Consider the following 18,804-nt stretch of genomic DNA (forward strand, 5'->3'; position numbering starts at 1 on the left):
TTAGTTGAGAGTGGGGTATCGGTTAGGATTTGTCGTGCAATTTTACCAAGCTCAATCGCTCTATCAGTCGGTTGCATTCCGTGCTGAACGCGGACAAATAACGGGTCGTTAAAACTTTCTCGCAGACGATTTAAAATCCCACTCATCGCAGGTTGAGTAACTGACAAGCGTTGTGCTGAACGGCTGACATTACATTCGTCTAATAGCACAACAAAGGCTTTGAGTAGGTTTAGGTCAAGTTTACAAAGGTCAGTCATTGTGGCATCTCATTGAAACTTATCATTATTATTGGTGCAAAAACAAGGATTTGCAAGGGTGTACGCCACTTTTCATTGAACAGATTGTAAAAATTTTTTAAACTGTCAACATTGAAAATCCCCACCATTTACCCAATTTGGAGTTTTTATGAAACATTATTTGATTGATTATGAAAACATTCAGCCCAATGATTTTAACCGCCTTAACCCCAATCAATGCCAAATTTGGCTGTTTGTTGGCAAAAATCAAACTACTTTACCCATTTCATTCAGCGAAGCCCAAGCCCAATTCGGTAAAGCTTTTCATTTGATTCAAGTGCCAAAAAGCGGAAAAAATGCCCTTGATTTTATTCTGTCAAGTGAAATGGGACGAATCATTGAAAACAATCCCAATGATGAATTTTTGATTGTATCAAAAGATGCAGGATTTGATGTGTTGATTGAATATTATCAGCAACAAGTTAAATCCATTCAAAGAGTTGGACACGCCAACAACATTCAATTGGATAACACCAAACACAAAAAACGCTTATCCATTATTGATATGCTAAGTCTTGCTCTTTTGCCAAAGGTAAAACAATCTTATCATAAAATGCCAGAACATTGTTTGCCTAAATCACAAAAATCTTTGATGAACTTTATTTTAAGCATTTTAAAAAATGAGTTAAAAGATTATGATGATGAATACAAACAATACATTTGTCAAAAATTAGCCAACCAATTTATTTAAGGAGTATATAATGAGCTTTTTACCCAATCCTGAAAGCGTCCTATTAAATTTATATCAATGGGCGGGTTCGCCGTCACAGGCAACGGTTATCAAACAGCGTTTTGTTGCTTATGATATGAAACTGATAAAGTACCAAGAATTTTTAAACACCTTATTAACAGGTTTGGCAAATCAATTTGAATTAGATGATGAGCAAAGCAAATTATGGCGATTTTATTTTTTAGAATTTGCCAAGCAATTAGATGTTTTTAATCAAAAAATTCACAGCTCACAAGCCAATGAACAACAAGTGAATTGGGAAGTTTTGGCACGCTTTCATTTACCACAAATTGGGCGTTGGCTTGGTTTATTGTATGTCAATGGGCAAATTTCCCCTGATTTTATCCAATTATTACCTCGATATGATGATGAGCAAAAAACATTGCGTTTGCCCGTACAACTGGCAATGGATTGGCTATTTAATCATTATGGCGACACACTGGAAGATTTTGCAAATGCACGCTGTGAGCAATTTCCCAATGCAGGATTTAAAGAAAAAGACAGTATTTTGCGTAATTTATACCATTGGAAAAACGGCAAATTGCCCGATGCCAACAGCATAAAAAGCTATTTTCCTGATGAATTAGAATTGGGATTTGTCAGCGATAATCCGCCTACCATAAAAAAAATACGCCAAACTTTTTTATTGGCAAGGGCTATTCAATCAGCTTTTATCAAAGCCTGTGAATATTTTTCTCCCAATACAAATATTCATTCATCAGATTTGCACGATAATAAAGCCTATCAATTGGTGTATATTGGTAAATATATTTTTGATTTGATGGTATTTTCTTATCAAAAGTTTGAAAATAAAAAGCAGGCTGATAATTGGTTTGATGAACAATTAGGTGATTATGGCAAAGCAGTTTTTGCTCATATCTTAAATCATCACGAAAATGATGAAATGACCCGATTTATTCAATCGGTTGGATTTCCTATGCCTGATGACTTTGCTAGAAAGTCGGTTCATTTTGAAACTTTAAATCGTTATTTTATGTCTTTGGCTGGCACAGAAGCATTGTCAGATTTTTTTGACACCAACCCAAGCAATAATTTAAAAATTCAACAAGATAAAATTGCTTTATATATAAAATATCAGAGAAATGCTGATGAATATTTAAAAACATTATTTTCATTAACGCTTAATCCAGAAAAAACCATTCGGACTTGTAACAACAAAGAAGTTGTTTTTGCCATATTGGAAAGCTGTTTATTTTTAACCAACAAACAAATTAGTCGTTTGTTAATTGAGCGAGCCGAACAACTAAGTCAAACACCTGATGATGAGCTATTTGTGATTCAATCCAAATTGCACCGCCATTTATACACTGACCAACGCAAAAATGATAAAAACGCCCCAAGCCGTGTCAAAGTCTTATTAGAACAGGCAATCAACCACCCCTGCTTTAAACACAAACAGGCTCAAATCCATAATTACCAAGCTCGTGATGCCTTATCACGCAATGATTTTAAATCTGCCAAGCAGTTTTATCGGCAAGCATTGGAAGCGTCAAAAATAGGTTGCTATGCTGATTGGCGTGGGCGAATTGGCTTGGATTTACTAGCCCTTGAAACTTGGGATAAACCACTAAATGCCAATAATCACGAAACTTATTATCGTGATATGTTGGCAGGCGGTGTATTTCATTGTTTTTTAAAAGTAGATTTACCCACGACTTTGGAAGACACCGTAGAGCAATTTTTAATTGATGATAATCATTGGCAAACACTGTATATGCCTTATTATGGTTTTGAAAATCAAAGTACCAAACTGGACAAAGATGACCCCCATTGTGCAAATATTTTTTAAATTGATTTATGATGAACCTTATAATGAAAATAAAGTCATTGATTATATCAAACAGCATAAAAAATCATTAGTCAAACCATTGCCTAGTGTGGAAGGTGGCAATGCTTTTATGTTATTATTAAAATTAATCAATCAATTCAAAAATTATAATAAGTCTGTTCATAAGCAAGAAATCCAAAAAGCGATTTTTGCAATGCGTAGAGCGGTATTTTTATTGGTGCAATATGCCCCTGAGAGTTTGGATAATCGTGATTTTAAACAGCAAAATCCTTTAATATTCCCTGCGGAATGGGCGGATTTTGATTTGATTGATTTAATGCTAAAACAAGGTGCCAGACCAGACACTTTGGATTATCAAGGAATGACACCATTGCACGCCATTATTAAAACACATTCACAGTCTTGTTTTGATTTAATGCTGTCGGTTAATCCTGATTTGACCGTCAAAACAGCAGACGGGCAAACGCTATTGCATACTGCCAGTAAATTTGGTAATAGTTATGCGGTGGGATATTTGACAAAACGAGAACCACAATTAAAAAATGAAACAGATTTTCATGATGAAATACCATTGGAACAAGCCAAGCGTGTTTTAACCAATGCGGATTATTGGCATATGATAAATAATGCAATGAAAAAGCAGTTGCCACAATCGCATTGGCAACAAATTGTTGATAAATTGAGTTTTTAATCATAAAAGGCGTGATAAAGTTTTTATTTATCACGCCAAATAATACCTACCCATTAAAATAATCAATTTTCCCTAATATCCCAAACACGCTATAATACCCCCACTTTCATCACTTAGGACTACTCAAATGGCAAAAATCCGCCAACTTCTTACCCCTTTTTCCATTAAAAATCTTGAACTTAAAAACCGCGTAGTTATGCCCCTAATGTGCCAATATTCCGCCACAGACGGCGTGCCAAACGACTGGCATTTGGTGCATTACACCAGCCGTGCGATTGGTGGCGTGGGCTTGATTATCGTGGAGATGACCAATGTCGCCCCCAATGGTCGCATTAGTCCAAATTGCTTGGGACTTTGGAATGACGAACAGCAAGCCGCCTTTAAAAAACTGGTGGACAGCGTACATGCACAAGGAGCGAAAATTGCCGTGCAAATCGCCCACGCAGGTCGTAAAGCCCAAGATGAACCGAATGCCGTCGCCCCGTCCGCCATTCATTATGGCGAGTTAGATTATGCAGGGCAAAATTTGATTACGCCACGCGAATTGACCACGCAGGAAGTCAAAGACTTGGTGCAAGCCTTTGCCGATAGCGTGAAAAGAGCGGTGGACGCAGGGTTTGATGCGATTGAATTGCACGGGGCACACGGTTATTTGATTCATCAATTTTATTCGCCCAAATCCAATGGGCGTACCGATGAATACGGTCAAGACAAAGTCTTGTTTGGCGTGGAAATCATTCAGGCAGCCAAAAAAGTGATGCCTACTGATATGCCGTTAATCGTGCGCATTTCCGCCCAAGAATATGGCAAAGACGGCTTTGACAGCGATTATGGCGTAGAGATTGCCAAACGATTTGCAGACGCAGGGGCGGATATGTTTGATGTGAGCGGTGGTGGCGATGGCGTGTTGCACAAAGGCAATCACCCTGAATTTTATGCAGGCTATCAAGTGGATTTGGCTCGCAAAGTCAAACACGCCACAAACAAACCTGTGATTGCGGTGGGTATGCTGGACAATGTGGCAGTGGCTGACCATATTTTGGGTGTGGGCGATGCCGATTTGGTGGCGATTGGGCGTGGGCTTTTGCGAGACCCGTATTGGGTGCTAAACGCCCAATATCAGCAAAATGGCTCGGACAGCAGTGAAATGCAGTTTGTGCCAAGACAGTATGTAAGAGGGTTTATGTGATTTTTTTCAGGCTGCCTGAAAACCTTTTAATCTTATTTTTCGGAGTATCTCTATGACCATTTTTAATAAAGACGACCTAATTAACGCCTTTCATCGCCGTGCGTCCACCCGTTCGTATGACGGTAATCGCAAAATCCCTGCCGATGATTTTAATGCCATTTTGGAACTTGGGCGTTTGTCGCCAAGCTCTGTGGGGTCTGAGCCTTGGCAATTTTTGGTATTACAAAACCAAGACTTACGCCAAAAACTAAAACCCTATGCGTGGGGCATTCCGACAATGGAAACCGCCAGCCACATTGTCGCCATTCTTGCCAAGAAAAACGCCCGCTATGACACGCCCTATTTTGGCGAAATTATGGACAGACGGGGCTTGCAAGGCGATGACCGTGTTAAGATTATGGAAGTTTATAAAAAATTCCAAACCGAAGACATCGCCATTTTGGATTCCGACCGCAGTTTATTTGACTGGGCAAGCAAACAAACCTACATCGCCCTTGCCAATATGATGACGGGGGCAGCAATGCTTGGCATTGACAGTTGCCCGATTGAAGGCTTTGATTATAAAGAAGTGAACCGCATTTTGGCAGAAGAAGGTTTATTTGACCCAAATGAGTGGGCGATTTCGGTAATGGTAACTTTTGGTTATCGTGATAAAGAAATTCGCCAAAAAGCCCGTAAAACTTTTGATGAAGTGGTGAAATTTGTAGAATAATTTTTTTTAAATAAAAGCATTATTTTAATCATTAAAAACAATGCTTTTTTTTTGGAGTGTTTTAATAATGAAACTAAAATTTTTAACTGCTATTTTGGTAAGTACAATATCAATGACCGCATTTGCCAATGACACACACAGTACACCAATCAAAACCACGCCATTAAATGACAGCGTTTATATGCTAGAAGGTCAAGGCGGTAATATTGCCGTGATTGAAAATGACAATGCCCTATATGTCGTGGACACGCAATTTACCAATATTTATGCTGATATTAAAAGCGAAATTGGCAAAATCAGCCCAAAACCTGTGCGTTATGTCATCAATACGCACGGACATAATGACCATACGGGTGGCAATGCGTCTTTTGTCAAAGATTTTAATGCGACCATTATCGCTCATCATAATACCAGCGATTTAATCACCGCTTATAATCAAAATAATGCCACGCCCAATACACTACCGCATTTGACTTTTGATAAATCTTTAAAATTGGCAGGCGATGAACCCATTCATTTGATGTATTTTGCTAATGCTCATACCAATGGCGATATTATTGTACATTTGCCAAAGTCTAATATCATTCACGCTGGCGATATTTTATTTTTTGGGCGTTTTCCGTTTATTGATGTCAAAAATGGCGGAACGATTGACGGTATGATTAAAGGCTTAAATGGCATTATTGTCCTTGCCAATGACAATACCAAAATCATCGCAGGACACGGCAATTTGGCAAGCCGTAGTGAGCTGATTACCCATACCAAAATGTTAAACACCATTAGAAGTCGGGTCGCCAAACAAAAACGCCAAGGCAAAACCCTTGCCCAAATTCAAGCGTCTCGCCCCGCCAAAGAATGGGAAAGTAGCCATAATTGGAATTTTATCAATAGTGAAAAATTGGTAGAGAGTATTTATCAAAGTTTGAAATGATAAGTTTAATTGAAAACAAAAAACCGCTTGCTTATGATTGGCTAAGCGGTTTTTATGATGATTAAATGAGTATAAGATAATTTTATTAAACCGTGTTAATTTAAAATGACTTTTATCATTGGATTATTGGCGGGTGTGTGCATTGCCTGTCAGTCAGCTGTCAATGCCCAACTGCGTTTGCATTTGGGCTTTGCGTTTTTGACTTCGTTTGTTTCATTTTTGGTGGGGCTGATTTTTCTTGTGGGCTTATCGCTTGGGTTTGGCAGTCCGCTTTGGTTTGATAAGGTGACTTTGTCGGCTGTGCCTTGGTGGGCGTGGCTTGGCGGTGTGCTTGGGACGGTGGGACTGACCGCCAATGTGCTGATTTTCCCCAAATTGGGCGGTGTGCAAACGGCGGTAATGCCGATTTTGGGGCAGGTACTAATGGGGCTAATGATTGACAGTTTTGGTTTGCTTCGTTCGGTGCAAATCCCTTTTTTGGGCAGCCGAATTGTGGGAGTTTTGCTTGTCTTGACAGGTGTATTTGTGGCGATTGTCTTACCCCAAAGGCGACAACTTGCCAAAACGGGTGACAATGCGTGGCTTTGGCGTGGCGTGGGGGTGCTGGGCGGAATGGCACTTGCCACACAAGCGGCGGTCAATGGCGAGCTTGGACGACAACTTGACTCATCGCTTGGTGGTGCGGTGGTGTCATTTTTGGTGGGGACTGGCGTGCTGTTTGTGATTGCTTTGTGTTATGAAAAAAGTTTGGTACATTTAATCAAACCCACACAAGGACAGCCATTGTGGATTTGGGGCGGTGGTGTGCTTGGGGCGTTGTTTATTTTGTCTGGAGTGTATCTTGTGCCAAAAATCGGGACAGGACAGGTGGTGATGCTTGTGCTGTCTGGCTTGATTTGTGGCAGTTTGTTGGTAGATAAATTCGGCTTATTTGGCGTGACAAAAAAGGCGGTGTTACCCGTGCAAATCTTGGGGGTGGTGTTATTGCTCGTGGGCGTGGGATGTATTCGTTTGGTGTGAGTTTTAATATTTTTGAATGGGAGAAAACCCGTTTTGATGAAAGCGGTATTTTTACCACTTTTAAAGCATTTAAAATGTATTTTTGTGTAGATAAATGTTATAATAAAAATAACTATTTATTTAAAAATTTATTAAAATAAATAAGTTATATGTAAAATTTTATACTTTAAAATAGGAATTTCAGATGAGCTTTAATTCGTCTTATTTATTCACGCCAAATGGCTCGGAAATTACACCACCTATTGAAACCAATGCAAATTCACTACCTATTGAACAATTAAGATGGGAGGATTTTGAGAAGCTTTGCTTAAGATTGGCACAGGCGATACATGGAAAAAATAACTGTGAAATTTATGGTGTAGCTGGTCAGAAACAAGATGGTATTGATATTTTTGCCTACAAAAATTCAAAATACTCATCATACCAATGCAAAAAATATGAAGCAGTATCTAAAAATGATTTAGAACAAGCCGTTCAAACTTTTAGGTCAGGGAAGTGGCATCAAAAAAGTGATGAGTTTATTTTCTGCACCACTGTTGAACTTAATAAAACTCAAATTCAAGATAAATTCAATGAGCTAAGAGAAGGGTTAAAATCCGAAGGCATTGATTTTATCAAATGGGATAAAATTCAAATTTCTGCAATATTAAAGGACTATCCACAAATTGTATATGATTTCTTTGGTAAAGCGTGGGTAAAAGCCTTTAATGGAGAAGAAGCTTTTAAAAATATTACAGAACGAAGAAAATTGGATTCATTACAAGTTATTGAATACAGAAAAAAATTGTTCGATGTGTATTCAGCAACTTTTCAAGCAAATGACATCGGTATTCCTGCTAGCCATTTTGATAATTACTTGGCAAAAATTCAAGATAGATTTATTTTGCCAGATTTTATTGAAAAACAGATTATCGACAATCATCAACAAATCGAAGATACAAAACAACAAGAATCCAGACTTGATTTTTTTAATGATGAAGAGATTGACAACCATCAGGATTTTCAAAAATCTCACAGAAAGAAATACAATCATTCTGTTATTTTTCGAGAAAATGAAGTTAGATTAAATCCTGATGATTATTTATCTAAGCACGACAAAGTAATGATTTTGGGAGAACCAGGTTCTGGAAAAAGCACTTTATTACGCTATTTGGTTTTGGATTTATTATCAGATGAACCTAAACTAATTAATACAACTAAAGAATGGGGAGATTTACTGCCTGTTTGGTTGCCTTTTGCCTTTATAACAAAAAAATTACATGAAAATGAAAATTTAAATTTGTATGATATTATGCTGTTATGGTTAAAAAGTGTCGGTCAAGAGTCATTATTTGAATTAATCAATAATGCCTTAAAAGATGAAAGATTATTATTGGTAATAGATGGTATTGATGAATGGACAAATAGTGGATTGGCAAAAATCGCCATTTCAAGAATAGATATACAAACTTCATTAAATAATACTAAAGTTATTTATTCTAGCAGACCCTATGGTTATAGATTACAGAAAGAAGAATTTTATGGAATAAAAACTTACACTATCGGTGAATTTTCAGTTAAGCAACAGGAAAAATTTATCAGCTACTGGTATGAACAATGGATGGAGTGTAAGGGGTTAACTGAAATTAATTTTGTTAAAAATTCAACCCAGCAATTTTTGCTAGAATTAGAACAATCAGCTGACTTGTTGCGTTTATCAACTAACCCTTTACTACTAAGTATTTTGATTTCTCATAGATTTGGGCAGATTACTCTACCTAGAAATAAAGTTAAACTTTTGGATAATATTACTGAACATTTGATTGAAAAACACCCGATTAAAAGAAGAACATCTGCCAATATTTCTGATGAAAGCGAATATGAATTTAATCTTTTTGATATTTTTAGTGTATTATCTAAAGATATTCACGAAAATCATCATGATGGTATTATATTAAAAGAAGATGCTTGTACTATTATTGGTAAATACTTAATTGAAGAATTAGATTATGAAAATGCCAAAGCCAAGAAAGTCAGTAAAAATATTTTAGATATCGGTGCAAATAATATTGGTATTATTATTGAAAAATCACCCGATGAAGTTGCATTCCTTCATCGCCAATTTCAGGAGTTTATGACGGCAAAATACTTAATCAATTCTGATGAGGATATTATTCAAAACACATTAGAGACTTATGGGGAAAATCCTCAGTGGAGTCAGGTTATTTATTTTTTCTTTGGGTTGATTCCTAATAGAAATAGAAAAAAATTTATTAATTGCATTAATATCATAGGTAATGAAAATAAAGTCAATCATTATACCAAATTTCTCAAGTATACATTAGCACTAACATTAAACAATGCCCCTATTGATAAATCGCAAATAGACCTCAATAATTTAATTTCAGAATTTGAATATGAAACACATCCAAAGAGAAAAGAAGTTCTATGGAATATATTATTAAAATCTCTATATAATCCTAAAATAAATGAAAAAGTACTTGATTACTTATTTAAGTATTTTCCAAATATTTATGCTTATAATGATAAACGTCTAGAAACTCTAATGTATTTATCCAAAGAAAATCTTACGGATAACATTAGACATTTTATCGTTACATCACTTATTAATGGCAATATTTACCAAAAACTTCAAGCATCAAAGGTGATACAAAAATTTATTGATGATGAGTGGATTTTTGAAAAAATTAATCATATTTTATCTGAATGTTATAATCCTGAAATCATTGCTTATTTAATTAATACATTAATTTCCGAAAAGGTAGAATCATCATTTCAAAAAGAAATAGTTGCCAAATATCATTTATCAGAACATCCTAAAATCTATTTATTTACAACCAAACTAAAAGTTTATCTTAATATGCAAACCAGTCAAGATTTAGATACACTTGTTAATAAGATAGAGGGCATAAATTATACACTTGATGATGAAATTGAGCAGTTATTTATTGATGGTTGGGGAAATTCAAATGAATTATTCAAACATTTGATGGATAGCTTAAATACACATGTGGCAGAGGCACAAATTAAGCACGAGATAGCTTGGTCTATACTATTTAAATGCTACAATAGTAAAGATGAAGTCGTTGATAAAGTTATTGATGAACTTAATAAAAAACATCCGTTTTTTCCTTCACATAAAATAGAGCATTGGCAAACACTTTCGGAAGCATTTAGAGATAACAAAAAATTAATTCCTGTAATAGAAGAGTGGTTACAAAAAGATGATAATAAGCATAGAGATATTGAAACTACTTATGCTTGTTTGATTGGAAGAACTGAGAATAATAAAGAATACTTGTTTGAGCAATTATTGGATAAATCAGGGTTTCCGCATTGGCAACTTAGGGCTCTTACTTCTGGCTGGTCTGATGATAAAAATGTGATAAATAGATTAAAAGATTATTTTCGTAGTGATAATAGCAGAAAAGGGTGGGCATCGGATTATCTCAGCACAGTCTTTTTAGATAACCCCAAAGAAGGTATTGAAATTTCAGAAGAAATTTTATTTAATAGAGACATAAGATTTCGAAATAGAGCCTTATCATCTTTAATAGAATTGGATAAAAATTATTTTGAAATTAATTTACTTGATAGATTTTTAGAGCAAGAATTACCATTACTTGATAAAAATTGGGGTGATTTTTATGAGTCTTTACATCTTTTAATACAACACTTTCCAGAAAACCAAAAGGTAAAATCATTGGCAATACAAGAGTTGACACATTCCCCTGTGGCTACTGTACAATTTTTACCAGAGTTAATGGATAAATTTGAACAAAGTTTAGTTGCTTCACTTCCTACAGAAGAGAGTTTTAGAGTACATTTGGTTCAAGAGTTGCAACATAAATACTTTAGTGGCAACACTAAAGTCATTGAGCAATTGAGTCATTTTTTGGATGAAAAAGATTCAACAATCCAAATGGCTTCAGCGATTGCTTATTTTGAACATATGAAAGATAAACATCCAGATGTTGTATTAGAAAGAAGTAATGAACTTGTATTTGCTGTTGGTAATTATCACGAGAAACAAAGACAGATTGCATTTATTGGCTATTTAAAAATAAATAAGCTAAATGAATATTTTTTGATTGAAAATCCAGAAGAATATTATGCTGATAAACCGAGAGAAGAAAAGCTTGCCAACCCTAATTTTCTATTTTTTGATAATTATGGAGAAGATAATAGTTTAGCCAATCAAATTTTGGTTGATAATTTTGATGTTATTTATAAAGCAACCAATGGTGATTTGGGTAAAATATCTCAATTTGGCAAAGAAGAACTTAGTCAAGAGAATTGGGGGTTTATTGCTAAAATTTCAACCAAAGATTCTCCAACCGTGCCTTATATTATGGATTATATGAATCATTTAGAAACTATCCATGATGGTAATTTGATGAATTTTTTAATCAAAAATACAACAGACAAAAATCAATTAAAAAAGATATTAATTGAATATGTTGATAGCAAAAATTCAGCAATTGCCATAACTTGCGGAAAGCTACTTGGTGATTTATTTAGTGATGATAAAGATATTTATCATCTCGTTAGCAATATAGAAGATGTATATCAATATGAAGGAAGGCTTATGGCTCTATGTCAAGGTTGGGCTAATGATGAAAAGTTATTAAATATTTTTAATGATTTAGTTAAAAGCCAACCAAGATTAAGTGCAAGTCTTGCATTTAATCTAAGAATGACATGCAACAAACCAGAAAATATTTTAGATTTTTTGGCTGATGTGTTGAGTAACTATCACGAGTTTGATTATTATCATAGATTTTTATACACTCCATTAATTAAGAGATTAAAAAATGATGATGAGTTGAGAAGATTAATCAAAACAACTTTGTTAAATACCCAATCTATTTCTGAAAAAATATCATTCTACGCATTGCTTGATGAAATAGGTGCTATTGACCAAGAGATTATTGACTGGAAGAATGCAATGATAAGTAATGTTGATTTGAATCAATTTGGTTATGATATTACTAAAAATAAGTTGGCATCCTTAGATGAAGTGCTCATTGATTTGAATTATGAATCATTAATCTATATCTAAATAAAAATTTGAAAATAGAATATGGCAAATAATATCTCCTAGAAATGAGCGGTATTTTGCCATTAAACCCACTTATCACCCCAAATAATACCCAACTATCAAAATTATCAATTAGCCAAAATATCTCTAAACCATTATAATCATTACTATTTCAAACAATTAGGTATCCCAAAATGAACACTATTAAATCCCGTGCGGCGGTGGCATTTGCCCCCAACGAACCCTTAAAAATCGTAGAAATTGATGTAGAACGCCCCAAAAAAGGCGAAGTCTTGGTCAAAATCACCCACACAGGCGTGTGCCATACAGATGCCTTTACCCTATCAGGGGCTGACCCCGAAGGACTGTTCCCTGTGGTCTTGGGACACGAAGGGGCAGGCGTGGTGGTGGAAGTGGGCGAAGGCGTTACCAGTGTGGCGGTGGGCGACAGCGTGATTCCACTTTATACCGCAGAATGTGGCGAGTGCGAATTTTGCCAATCAAGCAAAAGCAATCTGTGCGTATCGGTGCGAGCCACGCAAGGGCAAGGCGTGATGCCAGACGGCACCAGCCGTTTTTCGTATGAAGGCAAGCCAATTTATCACTATATGGGCTGTTCCACATTCAGCGAATACACGGTGGTGGCGGAAGTGTCGCTCGCCAAAATCAACCCAAAAGCCAACCCAGAGGAAGTCTGCTTGCTCGGCTGTGGCGTCACCACAGGCATTGGGGCGGTACATAATACCGCCAAAGTGCAAGCAGGCGATAGCGTGGCGGTGTTTGGCTTGGGTGGCATTGGCTTGGCGGTGATTCAAGGGGCAAAACAAGCGAACGCAGGGCGAATTTTTGCCATTGACACCAACCCTGAAAAATTTGCCCTTGCCAAAGAATTTGGGGCGACTGATTGTCTCAATCCCAAAGATTTTGACAAACCAATCCAACAAGTGCTGATTGAAATGACCAAATGGGGCGTGGACCACACCTTTGAGTGTATTGGTAATGTGGAAGTGATGCGTTCGGCGTTGGAGTCAGCTCATCGTGGCTGGGGACAGTCGGTGATTATTGGCGTGGCGGGGGCAGGTCAAGAAATTAGCACCCGTCCGTTCCAATTGGTGACGGGCAGAACTTGGAAAGGCACGGCATTTGGCGGTGTCAAAGGGCGTAGCCAATTACCACAAATGGTGGAGGACGCAATGTCGGGTAAAATTCGCTTGTCGCCTTTTGTCACGCACACAATGCCCCTTGATGACATTAACCACGCTTTTGAGTTAATGCACGAAGGTAAGTCTATTCGTTCGGTGGTGCATTATTCTTGATATCATGTTAATTATTGTTTTGATGTTAAAAAAGACCGTTTGAATTGGACGGTCTTTTTTATTACAATGATACCAATTCCTAAGCAAATTTTATTTTTTGGCTAATCTATGTTACAATCCTTTGAATATTAACAAATTTTGTGCAAATGTTGCTCAAAATTAACCCCATTGGTGCAATCAAATATGAATAGGATTGGTGTGTTTATCAATCGTTTTTAATCATTTAGGCGTTTATCCATATTTTATTGCACTACCATTGACAATAGGAGTGTAATATGAGTACGCCCGTACCCAAAAAACACAAGCACGGGCTAAATCCGCCTGTGTTCTTGACATCGGCAGGGCTGATTGCCTTTATCAGTTTGTTTGCCATTTTATTGCCTGAGCTTGCCGACAAGACCTTTAAGGCGGTGCAATCAGCGATTGTGAATAATGCCAGTTGGTACTATGTGCTGACGGTGGCGATTATTTTGCTGTTTAGCGTGTATTTGGGCTTATCCAAACTCGGTAACATCAAGCTTGGCCCTGACCATTCTCGCCCTGATTATAGTAATTTTTCGTGGTTTGCCATGCTGTTTTCGGCAGGTATGGGCATTGGGCTTATGTTCTTTGGCGTGGCAGAACCTGTCATGCACTTTTTAAATCCGCCACACGGAGACGGTAGCACCATAGACGCTGCTCGTCAAGCCATGCGACTGACCTTTTTTCATTGGGGCTTGCACGCTTGGGCGGTGTATGCGGTGGTGGCTCTGATTTTGGCGTTTTTTGCCTATCGGCATAACCTGCCCTTGACGTTGCGTTCGGCATTATATCCGCTTATCGGTGATAAGATTTATGGCCCTATCGGTCATGCGGTGGACGTGTTTGCGGTGGTGGGGACGCTGTTTGGTTTGGCGACTTCCCTAGGTTATGGGGCGTTGCAGGTCAATACGGGGCTTAATCATATATTCTCGTTCATCCCTGTGGGGACAGCAAGCCAAGTGGTGCTGATTGCCATCATCTGTGCGTTGGCGACTGTCTCGGTGATGTCGGGACTGGATAAGGGCGTAAAAATGCTATCCGAGCTTAATCTAGGCTTGGCAGTGGTTCTACTGCTCTTTGTGCTATTGGGCGGTTCAACGGTGTTTTTATTGCAAGCGTACGTCCAAAATGTCGGCTCGTACATCTCAAACATTGTTGGCTTGACCTTTAACCTATATGCCTATGACAAGACCGATTGGTTTGGCGGTTGGACGATTTTGTATTGGGGTTGGTGGCTTAGTTGGGCTCCGTTTGTCGGTCTATTTATCGCTCGTGTGTCTCGTGGGCGTACCATTCGTGAGTTTGTGCTTGGGGTGCTATTTGTCCCTGCTGGCTTTACGTTTTTGTGGATGACGGTGTTTGGTAACTCCGCCATTGACATGATTTTAAATCAAGGCAACACCTTGCTTGGCGAGATTATCAACAAAGATGTGTCGCTGTCCTTATTTGCCTTTTTAGAAGAGCTTCCCATGTCGGGGCTGTTTAGCTATGTTGCCCTTGCCATGATTATCGTGTTTTTTATCACGTCTGCCGACTCTGGGGCGCTCGTCATGGATATGCTTTGCTCGCACGGCAAAGGCAGTAAAGGCGTGCGTTATCGTCTGTTTTGGTCAATCGGGGCAGGCGTGGTTGCCATTGCTTTACTACTGGCAGGCGGTCTTGGGGCGTTGCAAACCATGGCAATCGCCAGTGCCTTGCCCTTTGTTACGGTGCTAATGGTTGCGATGTATGGGCTGTTAAAGGCTCTGAACGTGGACGCCCAAAAGCAAGAAATCCTACAACAAAACCTAAGCGTACCCCTACCTGCCCAAGGCGGTGGCGTATGGCGTGAAAGACTGCACGTCATCATGAACTTCCCAAGTCGCTCTGCGGTGAGCCGTTTTATTGACACCACCGTCAAAGAGGCGTGTCAAGATGTGGCAGAAGAGCTACGGGACTTGGGCGTGGACGCCAAAGTGCTAAATGAAAAATCAGGCAGTGTGGTGCTACTTGCCAATCACGGCAGTGAGATTGACTTTGTCTATAAGGTACGCCTGTCAAGCCATGCCCAGCCTGACTTTGTCCATAGCGATGACGACACAGGTGCCACAAACGATGACGACACCCAGACCTACTACCGTGCCGAGGTGCATTTGGGCGAAGGCGGACAAGACTATGACATCATGGGGTGGAGCAGTGAAGGGGTCATCAATGACATCGTAAGCCAATATCATCGCCATATGCACTTTTTGCATAGTTTGCGTTAAATATTTGTGTTCTTATGATAATAAAAAGGTGCGAAGTTCGTGCCTTTTTTGTTGGGTAGAAATGGGTTTTTTAAAGTTTAATTAAAATAGGGTATTGATTTTGGTTATTGTTATAAATTAAACTTTCTACAAAGTTAGGTTTTCCATTCGCCCCGAGCTATGCCTTCGGATGGCGGAAAACCGCTATGGGTAGGCATGGCTCACTACAAACGGTTTTCCTTGTTTTTTGGGTTTTTAGGAGACCCATTAAAATAACACCCAACCGCATATAATGACACATTAATCAGCCATTCTTGCTCCCGATAATCCGCCATTGAAAAACGAATGGCGTGTTTTGGGTTAAATTGCTCCACATAGACTTTTAAGCTTTTGGCTTTTAAATTCTCTTCGGCTTTAACTTCAATAGGAATAACCGCTTGTTTTTGTTGCAATACAAAATCCACTTCTGCCGTGCCTTTTTCAGTTGCCCAATAAAATACAGGATTTTCTTGATTGGCAATTAATTGCTGTAAAACATATTGTTCAGTCAATGCCCCTTTAAATTCGGTAAAAATACGACTACCTTCTAGCAATACGCTTGCGTCCAAATGGCTTTGAGTAGACAACAAACCAACATCCAACCCATATAATTTAAATGCGTTATCCTGATAGGCAGACAATGGCAAATGGGGCTTTTTAATGCGTGGCACGCTATGCACCAAACCACTGTCTTTTAACCATTGTAAGGCGATTTCATATTCTTTACTTCTTGCTCCTTTTTGCAAATTAGCATAAATAAATTTCTTATTTTCTTTGGCAAGTTGCTCTGGAAGGCAATGCCAAATTGACCGCACTTTTTGTACGGTTTGCCCATCAAGAATGTGTTTGGAAAAATCTTGCTCATACGCCATCAATAAATTCTTTTGTATTTGGCGAACTTCATTGATGTTTTGTGTTTCTACAAAAATTTTAACCGCTTCTGGCATTCCCCCCACAAAATAATACAGGCGAAGAAGTTCAATATAACTGGTTTTCATTGCTGTAATTAATGTCCAATCTTTTGATTGTAATAATTGCACCAAGTTTTGTTTGTCAAGTGCCATTAAAAATTCGTAAAAATCCATTGGATAAAGCGATAAAAAATCCACTTTGCCGACAGGAAAAGACACTTGATGATGTAATGATACACCCAATAATGACCCTGCCGAAATAATATAAAACTGCGGGGCATTTTCATAAAAATATTTGAGTGATGACAATGCTTGTGGCACTTCCTGCACTTCATCAAAAATAATCAGTGTGTTGTGGGCTTGAATGTCCACACCACTTTCAATTTTTAGCCCAAGTAGCAAACGATTGATGTCATAATCTCCTGAAAACAGCGTTTGCATTCTGGGGTTATTGTCAAAATTGATGTACGCCACTTGGGGAAAGGCTTGCTTACCAAAATGCTTCATTGCCCAAGTTTTACCCACTTGCCTTGCCCCTTGAATAATTAAGGGTTTGCGGTTTGGTTTTTGCTTCCAATGTTCCAAGGATTGAATGATTTTACGGTACATAATTGACTCTTTTTACGGTTTTAACAACCATTTTACAGGCAGAATTACATTTTTTCAAATGAAAATTTGTTATTTTTTACATTTTTATTAAGGAAAAAATGGTTGATTGCTACATTTTTTTGGTTAAAAAATGAGATTTTGATTTTTCAGACAACTCAAAAATAACTTATCACAAACACTAATACCCATATATCACAATTATCAATTTTTATAATAAGGCAAATCCTTGTATAATAAGCACATTTGACAGACAACCACACGGAGCAAGCAATGAAACACCTAGAAACCTACCGCATTTTTAATGGAGAACAACAAATTTGGCAACATTTTTCAGACTGCTTAAATTGTGAAATGACTTTTGCCATTTATTTACCTGACACCGCCACAAATCAAAAATTGCCCGTGCTGTATTGGCTGTCTGGCTTGACTTGTACCGAGCAAAATTTCATCACCAAATCAGGCTTTGCCCGTTATGCTGACGAGCATAATGTGATTGTTGTTGCCCCCGACACTTCGCCACGCGGTGAAAATGTGGCAGACGATGACGCTTATGATTTGGGGCAAGGAGCAGGATTTTATGTCAATGCCAAAGAAGAGCCTTGGGCAAAACATTATCAAATGTACGATTATATTGTCAAAGAACTGCCTGCGCTGATTAACGGGCATTTCCCCACAAATGGCAAACAATCCATTTTTGGGCATTCAATGGGCGGACACGGGGCATTGATGATTGCCTTTAAAAATTCTGATGTTTATCAAAGTGTTTCGGCATTTTCGCCCATTGTTGCACCCAGTACTGTGGCTTGGGGGCAAAAGGCATTTTCCGCCTATTTGGGCGATGATAAAAATGCGTGGCAAGATTATGACAGCGTGGCGTTATTGGAAAAACACCGTCCCAATTTGCCCATTTTGATTGAGCAGGGCGATAAAGACCAATTTTTAACTGAGCAATTAAAACCTGAATTGTTTTGTCAAATGGCGGATAAATTGGGCGTGGTATATCAATTTAATTTGCGGGCAGGGTATGACCACAGCTATTATTTTATTGCCAGTTTTATTGGCGAGCACATTGCTTTTCACGCGAAGTATTTAAAATAAGCTGTTTAAAACAAAACCAAAACACACAATGGGGGGCAAAAGCAACCCCCATTTTTTTCGTCTTAATCAAACTTAGTTGTATGATTTACTTGCATTTTACGCTAAAATATGTACCATTTACACCATCGCTGTACCTAAGCGTAAGCACTTTAAGGAAACTCCCCA

At 38.0% G+C, this 18,804-nt stretch carries 13 protein-coding genes; 11 read left to right on the forward strand and 2 right to left on the reverse strand.

Annotation, left to right across the window (positions count from 1 at the left end):
- A partial coding sequence (locus B5J93_RS03480; protein WP_143823483.1) for a LysR family transcriptional regulator occupies positions 1-257 on the reverse strand: 257 nt, incomplete at its 3' end.
- A 148-nt stretch (positions 258-405) separates the two neighbouring features.
- Here B5J93_RS03480 and B5J93_RS03485 point away from each other — a divergent pair.
- The 10 genes from B5J93_RS03485 to B5J93_RS03530 all read left to right on the forward strand — a co-directional run bounded on the left by B5J93_RS03485 (position 406) and on the right by B5J93_RS03530 (position 16,003).
- Positions 406-987 carry a PIN domain-containing protein gene (locus B5J93_RS03485; RefSeq protein WP_079324645.1) on the forward strand — a complete coding sequence of 194 codons (582 nt, stop codon included), beginning with the start codon at positions 406-408 and terminating at the stop codon, positions 985-987.
- 10 nt (positions 988-997) lie between these two features.
- Positions 998-2,836 (forward strand): hypothetical protein, encoded by a 1,839-nt coding sequence (locus B5J93_RS03490; protein WP_079324647.1) that lies wholly within the window; start codon positions 998-1,000, stop codon positions 2,834-2,836.
- On the forward strand, positions 2,808-3,527 hold the full coding sequence (locus tag B5J93_RS03495) for an ankyrin repeat domain-containing protein (RefSeq protein ID WP_158080675.1): 720 nt from the start codon (positions 2,808-2,810) through the stop codon (positions 3,525-3,527). Before B5J93_RS03490 ends, B5J93_RS03495 begins: the two co-directional genes overlap by 29 nt.
- Before the next feature lie 127 nt (positions 3,528-3,654).
- Positions 3,655-4,716 (forward strand): NADH:flavin oxidoreductase/NADH oxidase, encoded by a 1,062-nt coding sequence (locus B5J93_RS03500; RefSeq protein ID WP_079324651.1) that lies wholly within the window; start codon positions 3,655-3,657, stop codon positions 4,714-4,716.
- A 52-nt stretch (positions 4,717-4,768) separates the two neighbouring features.
- On the forward strand, positions 4,769-5,428 hold the full coding sequence (locus B5J93_RS03505) for an NAD(P)H-dependent oxidoreductase (protein WP_079324653.1): 660 nt from the start codon (positions 4,769-4,771) through the stop codon (positions 5,426-5,428).
- Positions 5,429-5,540: 112 nt separating this feature from the next.
- Positions 5,541-6,359: an MBL fold metallo-hydrolase gene (locus tag B5J93_RS03510; protein WP_158080676.1), complete on the forward strand. Its 819-nt coding sequence runs from the start codon at positions 5,541-5,543 to the stop codon at positions 6,357-6,359.
- Between the two features lie 105 nt (positions 6,360-6,464).
- Entirely contained in the window at positions 6,465-7,379 is a 915-nt protein-coding gene (locus tag B5J93_RS03515; RefSeq protein WP_079324656.1) for a DMT family transporter, read from the forward strand.
- 184 nt (positions 7,380-7,563) lie between these two features.
- A complete protein-coding gene (locus B5J93_RS03520) occupies positions 7,564-12,441 on the forward strand; it encodes an NACHT domain-containing protein (RefSeq protein WP_079324658.1) in 4,878 nt (1,625 codons plus the stop codon).
- 182 nt (positions 12,442-12,623) lie between these two features.
- Positions 12,624-13,736: an S-(hydroxymethyl)glutathione dehydrogenase/class III alcohol dehydrogenase gene (locus B5J93_RS03525; protein WP_079324669.1), complete on the forward strand. Its 1,113-nt coding sequence runs from the start codon at positions 12,624-12,626 to the stop codon at positions 13,734-13,736.
- Between the two features lie 275 nt (positions 13,737-14,011).
- Positions 14,012-16,003, forward strand: coding sequence for a BCCT family transporter (locus B5J93_RS03530; protein ID WP_079324660.1), 1,992 nt, complete (start codon positions 14,012-14,014; stop codon positions 16,001-16,003).
- 203 nt (positions 16,004-16,206) lie between these two features.
- On the opposite strand, the gene B5J93_RS03535 is transcribed toward B5J93_RS03530, so the two are convergent.
- A complete protein-coding gene (locus tag B5J93_RS03535) occupies positions 16,207-17,541 on the reverse strand; it encodes an ATP-binding protein (RefSeq protein ID WP_079324662.1) in 1,335 nt (444 codons plus the stop codon).
- 270 nt (positions 17,542-17,811) lie between these two features.
- Between B5J93_RS03535 and fghA the strand changes: the two genes are divergently transcribed.
- Positions 17,812-18,639 carry an S-formylglutathione hydrolase gene (gene fghA, locus B5J93_RS03540; RefSeq protein ID WP_079324664.1) on the forward strand — a complete coding sequence of 276 codons (828 nt, stop codon included), beginning with the start codon at positions 17,812-17,814 and terminating at the stop codon, positions 18,637-18,639.
- Positions 18,640-18,804: the final 165 nt, after the last annotated feature.

Origin of the sequence: Moraxella equi, assembly GCF_002027555.1 — a bacterium.
GTDB lineage: Bacteria > Pseudomonadota > Gammaproteobacteria > Pseudomonadales > Moraxellaceae > Moraxella > Moraxella equi.

Coding starts and splice junctions, on each gene's coding strand:
- fghA (WP_079324664.1), top strand. CDS start 17,812: ATGAAACACCTAGAAACCTACCGCATTTTTAATGGAGAACAACAAATT.
- B5J93_RS03510 (WP_158080676.1), top strand. CDS start 5,541: ATGACCGCATTTGCCAATGACACACACAGTACACCAATCAAAACCACG.
- B5J93_RS03495 (WP_158080675.1), top strand. CDS start 2,808: ATGACCCCCATTGTGCAAATATTTTTTAAATTGATTTATGATGAACCT.
- B5J93_RS03505 (WP_079324653.1), top strand. CDS start 4,769: ATGACCATTTTTAATAAAGACGACCTAATTAACGCCTTTCATCGCCGT.
- B5J93_RS03490 (WP_079324647.1), top strand. CDS start 998: ATGAGCTTTTTACCCAATCCTGAAAGCGTCCTATTAAATTTATATCAA.
- B5J93_RS03520 (WP_079324658.1), top strand. CDS start 7,564: ATGAGCTTTAATTCGTCTTATTTATTCACGCCAAATGGCTCGGAAATT.
- B5J93_RS03500 (WP_079324651.1), top strand. CDS start 3,655: ATGGCAAAAATCCGCCAACTTCTTACCCCTTTTTCCATTAAAAATCTT.
- B5J93_RS03485 (WP_079324645.1), top strand. CDS start 406: ATGAAACATTATTTGATTGATTATGAAAACATTCAGCCCAATGATTTT.
- B5J93_RS03515 (WP_079324656.1), top strand. CDS start 6,465: ATGACTTTTATCATTGGATTATTGGCGGGTGTGTGCATTGCCTGTCAG.
- B5J93_RS03530 (WP_079324660.1), top strand. CDS start 14,012: ATGAGTACGCCCGTACCCAAAAAACACAAGCACGGGCTAAATCCGCCT.
- B5J93_RS03535 (WP_079324662.1), bottom strand. CDS start 17,541: ATGTACCGTAAAATCATTCAATCCTTGGAACATTGGAAGCAAAAACCA.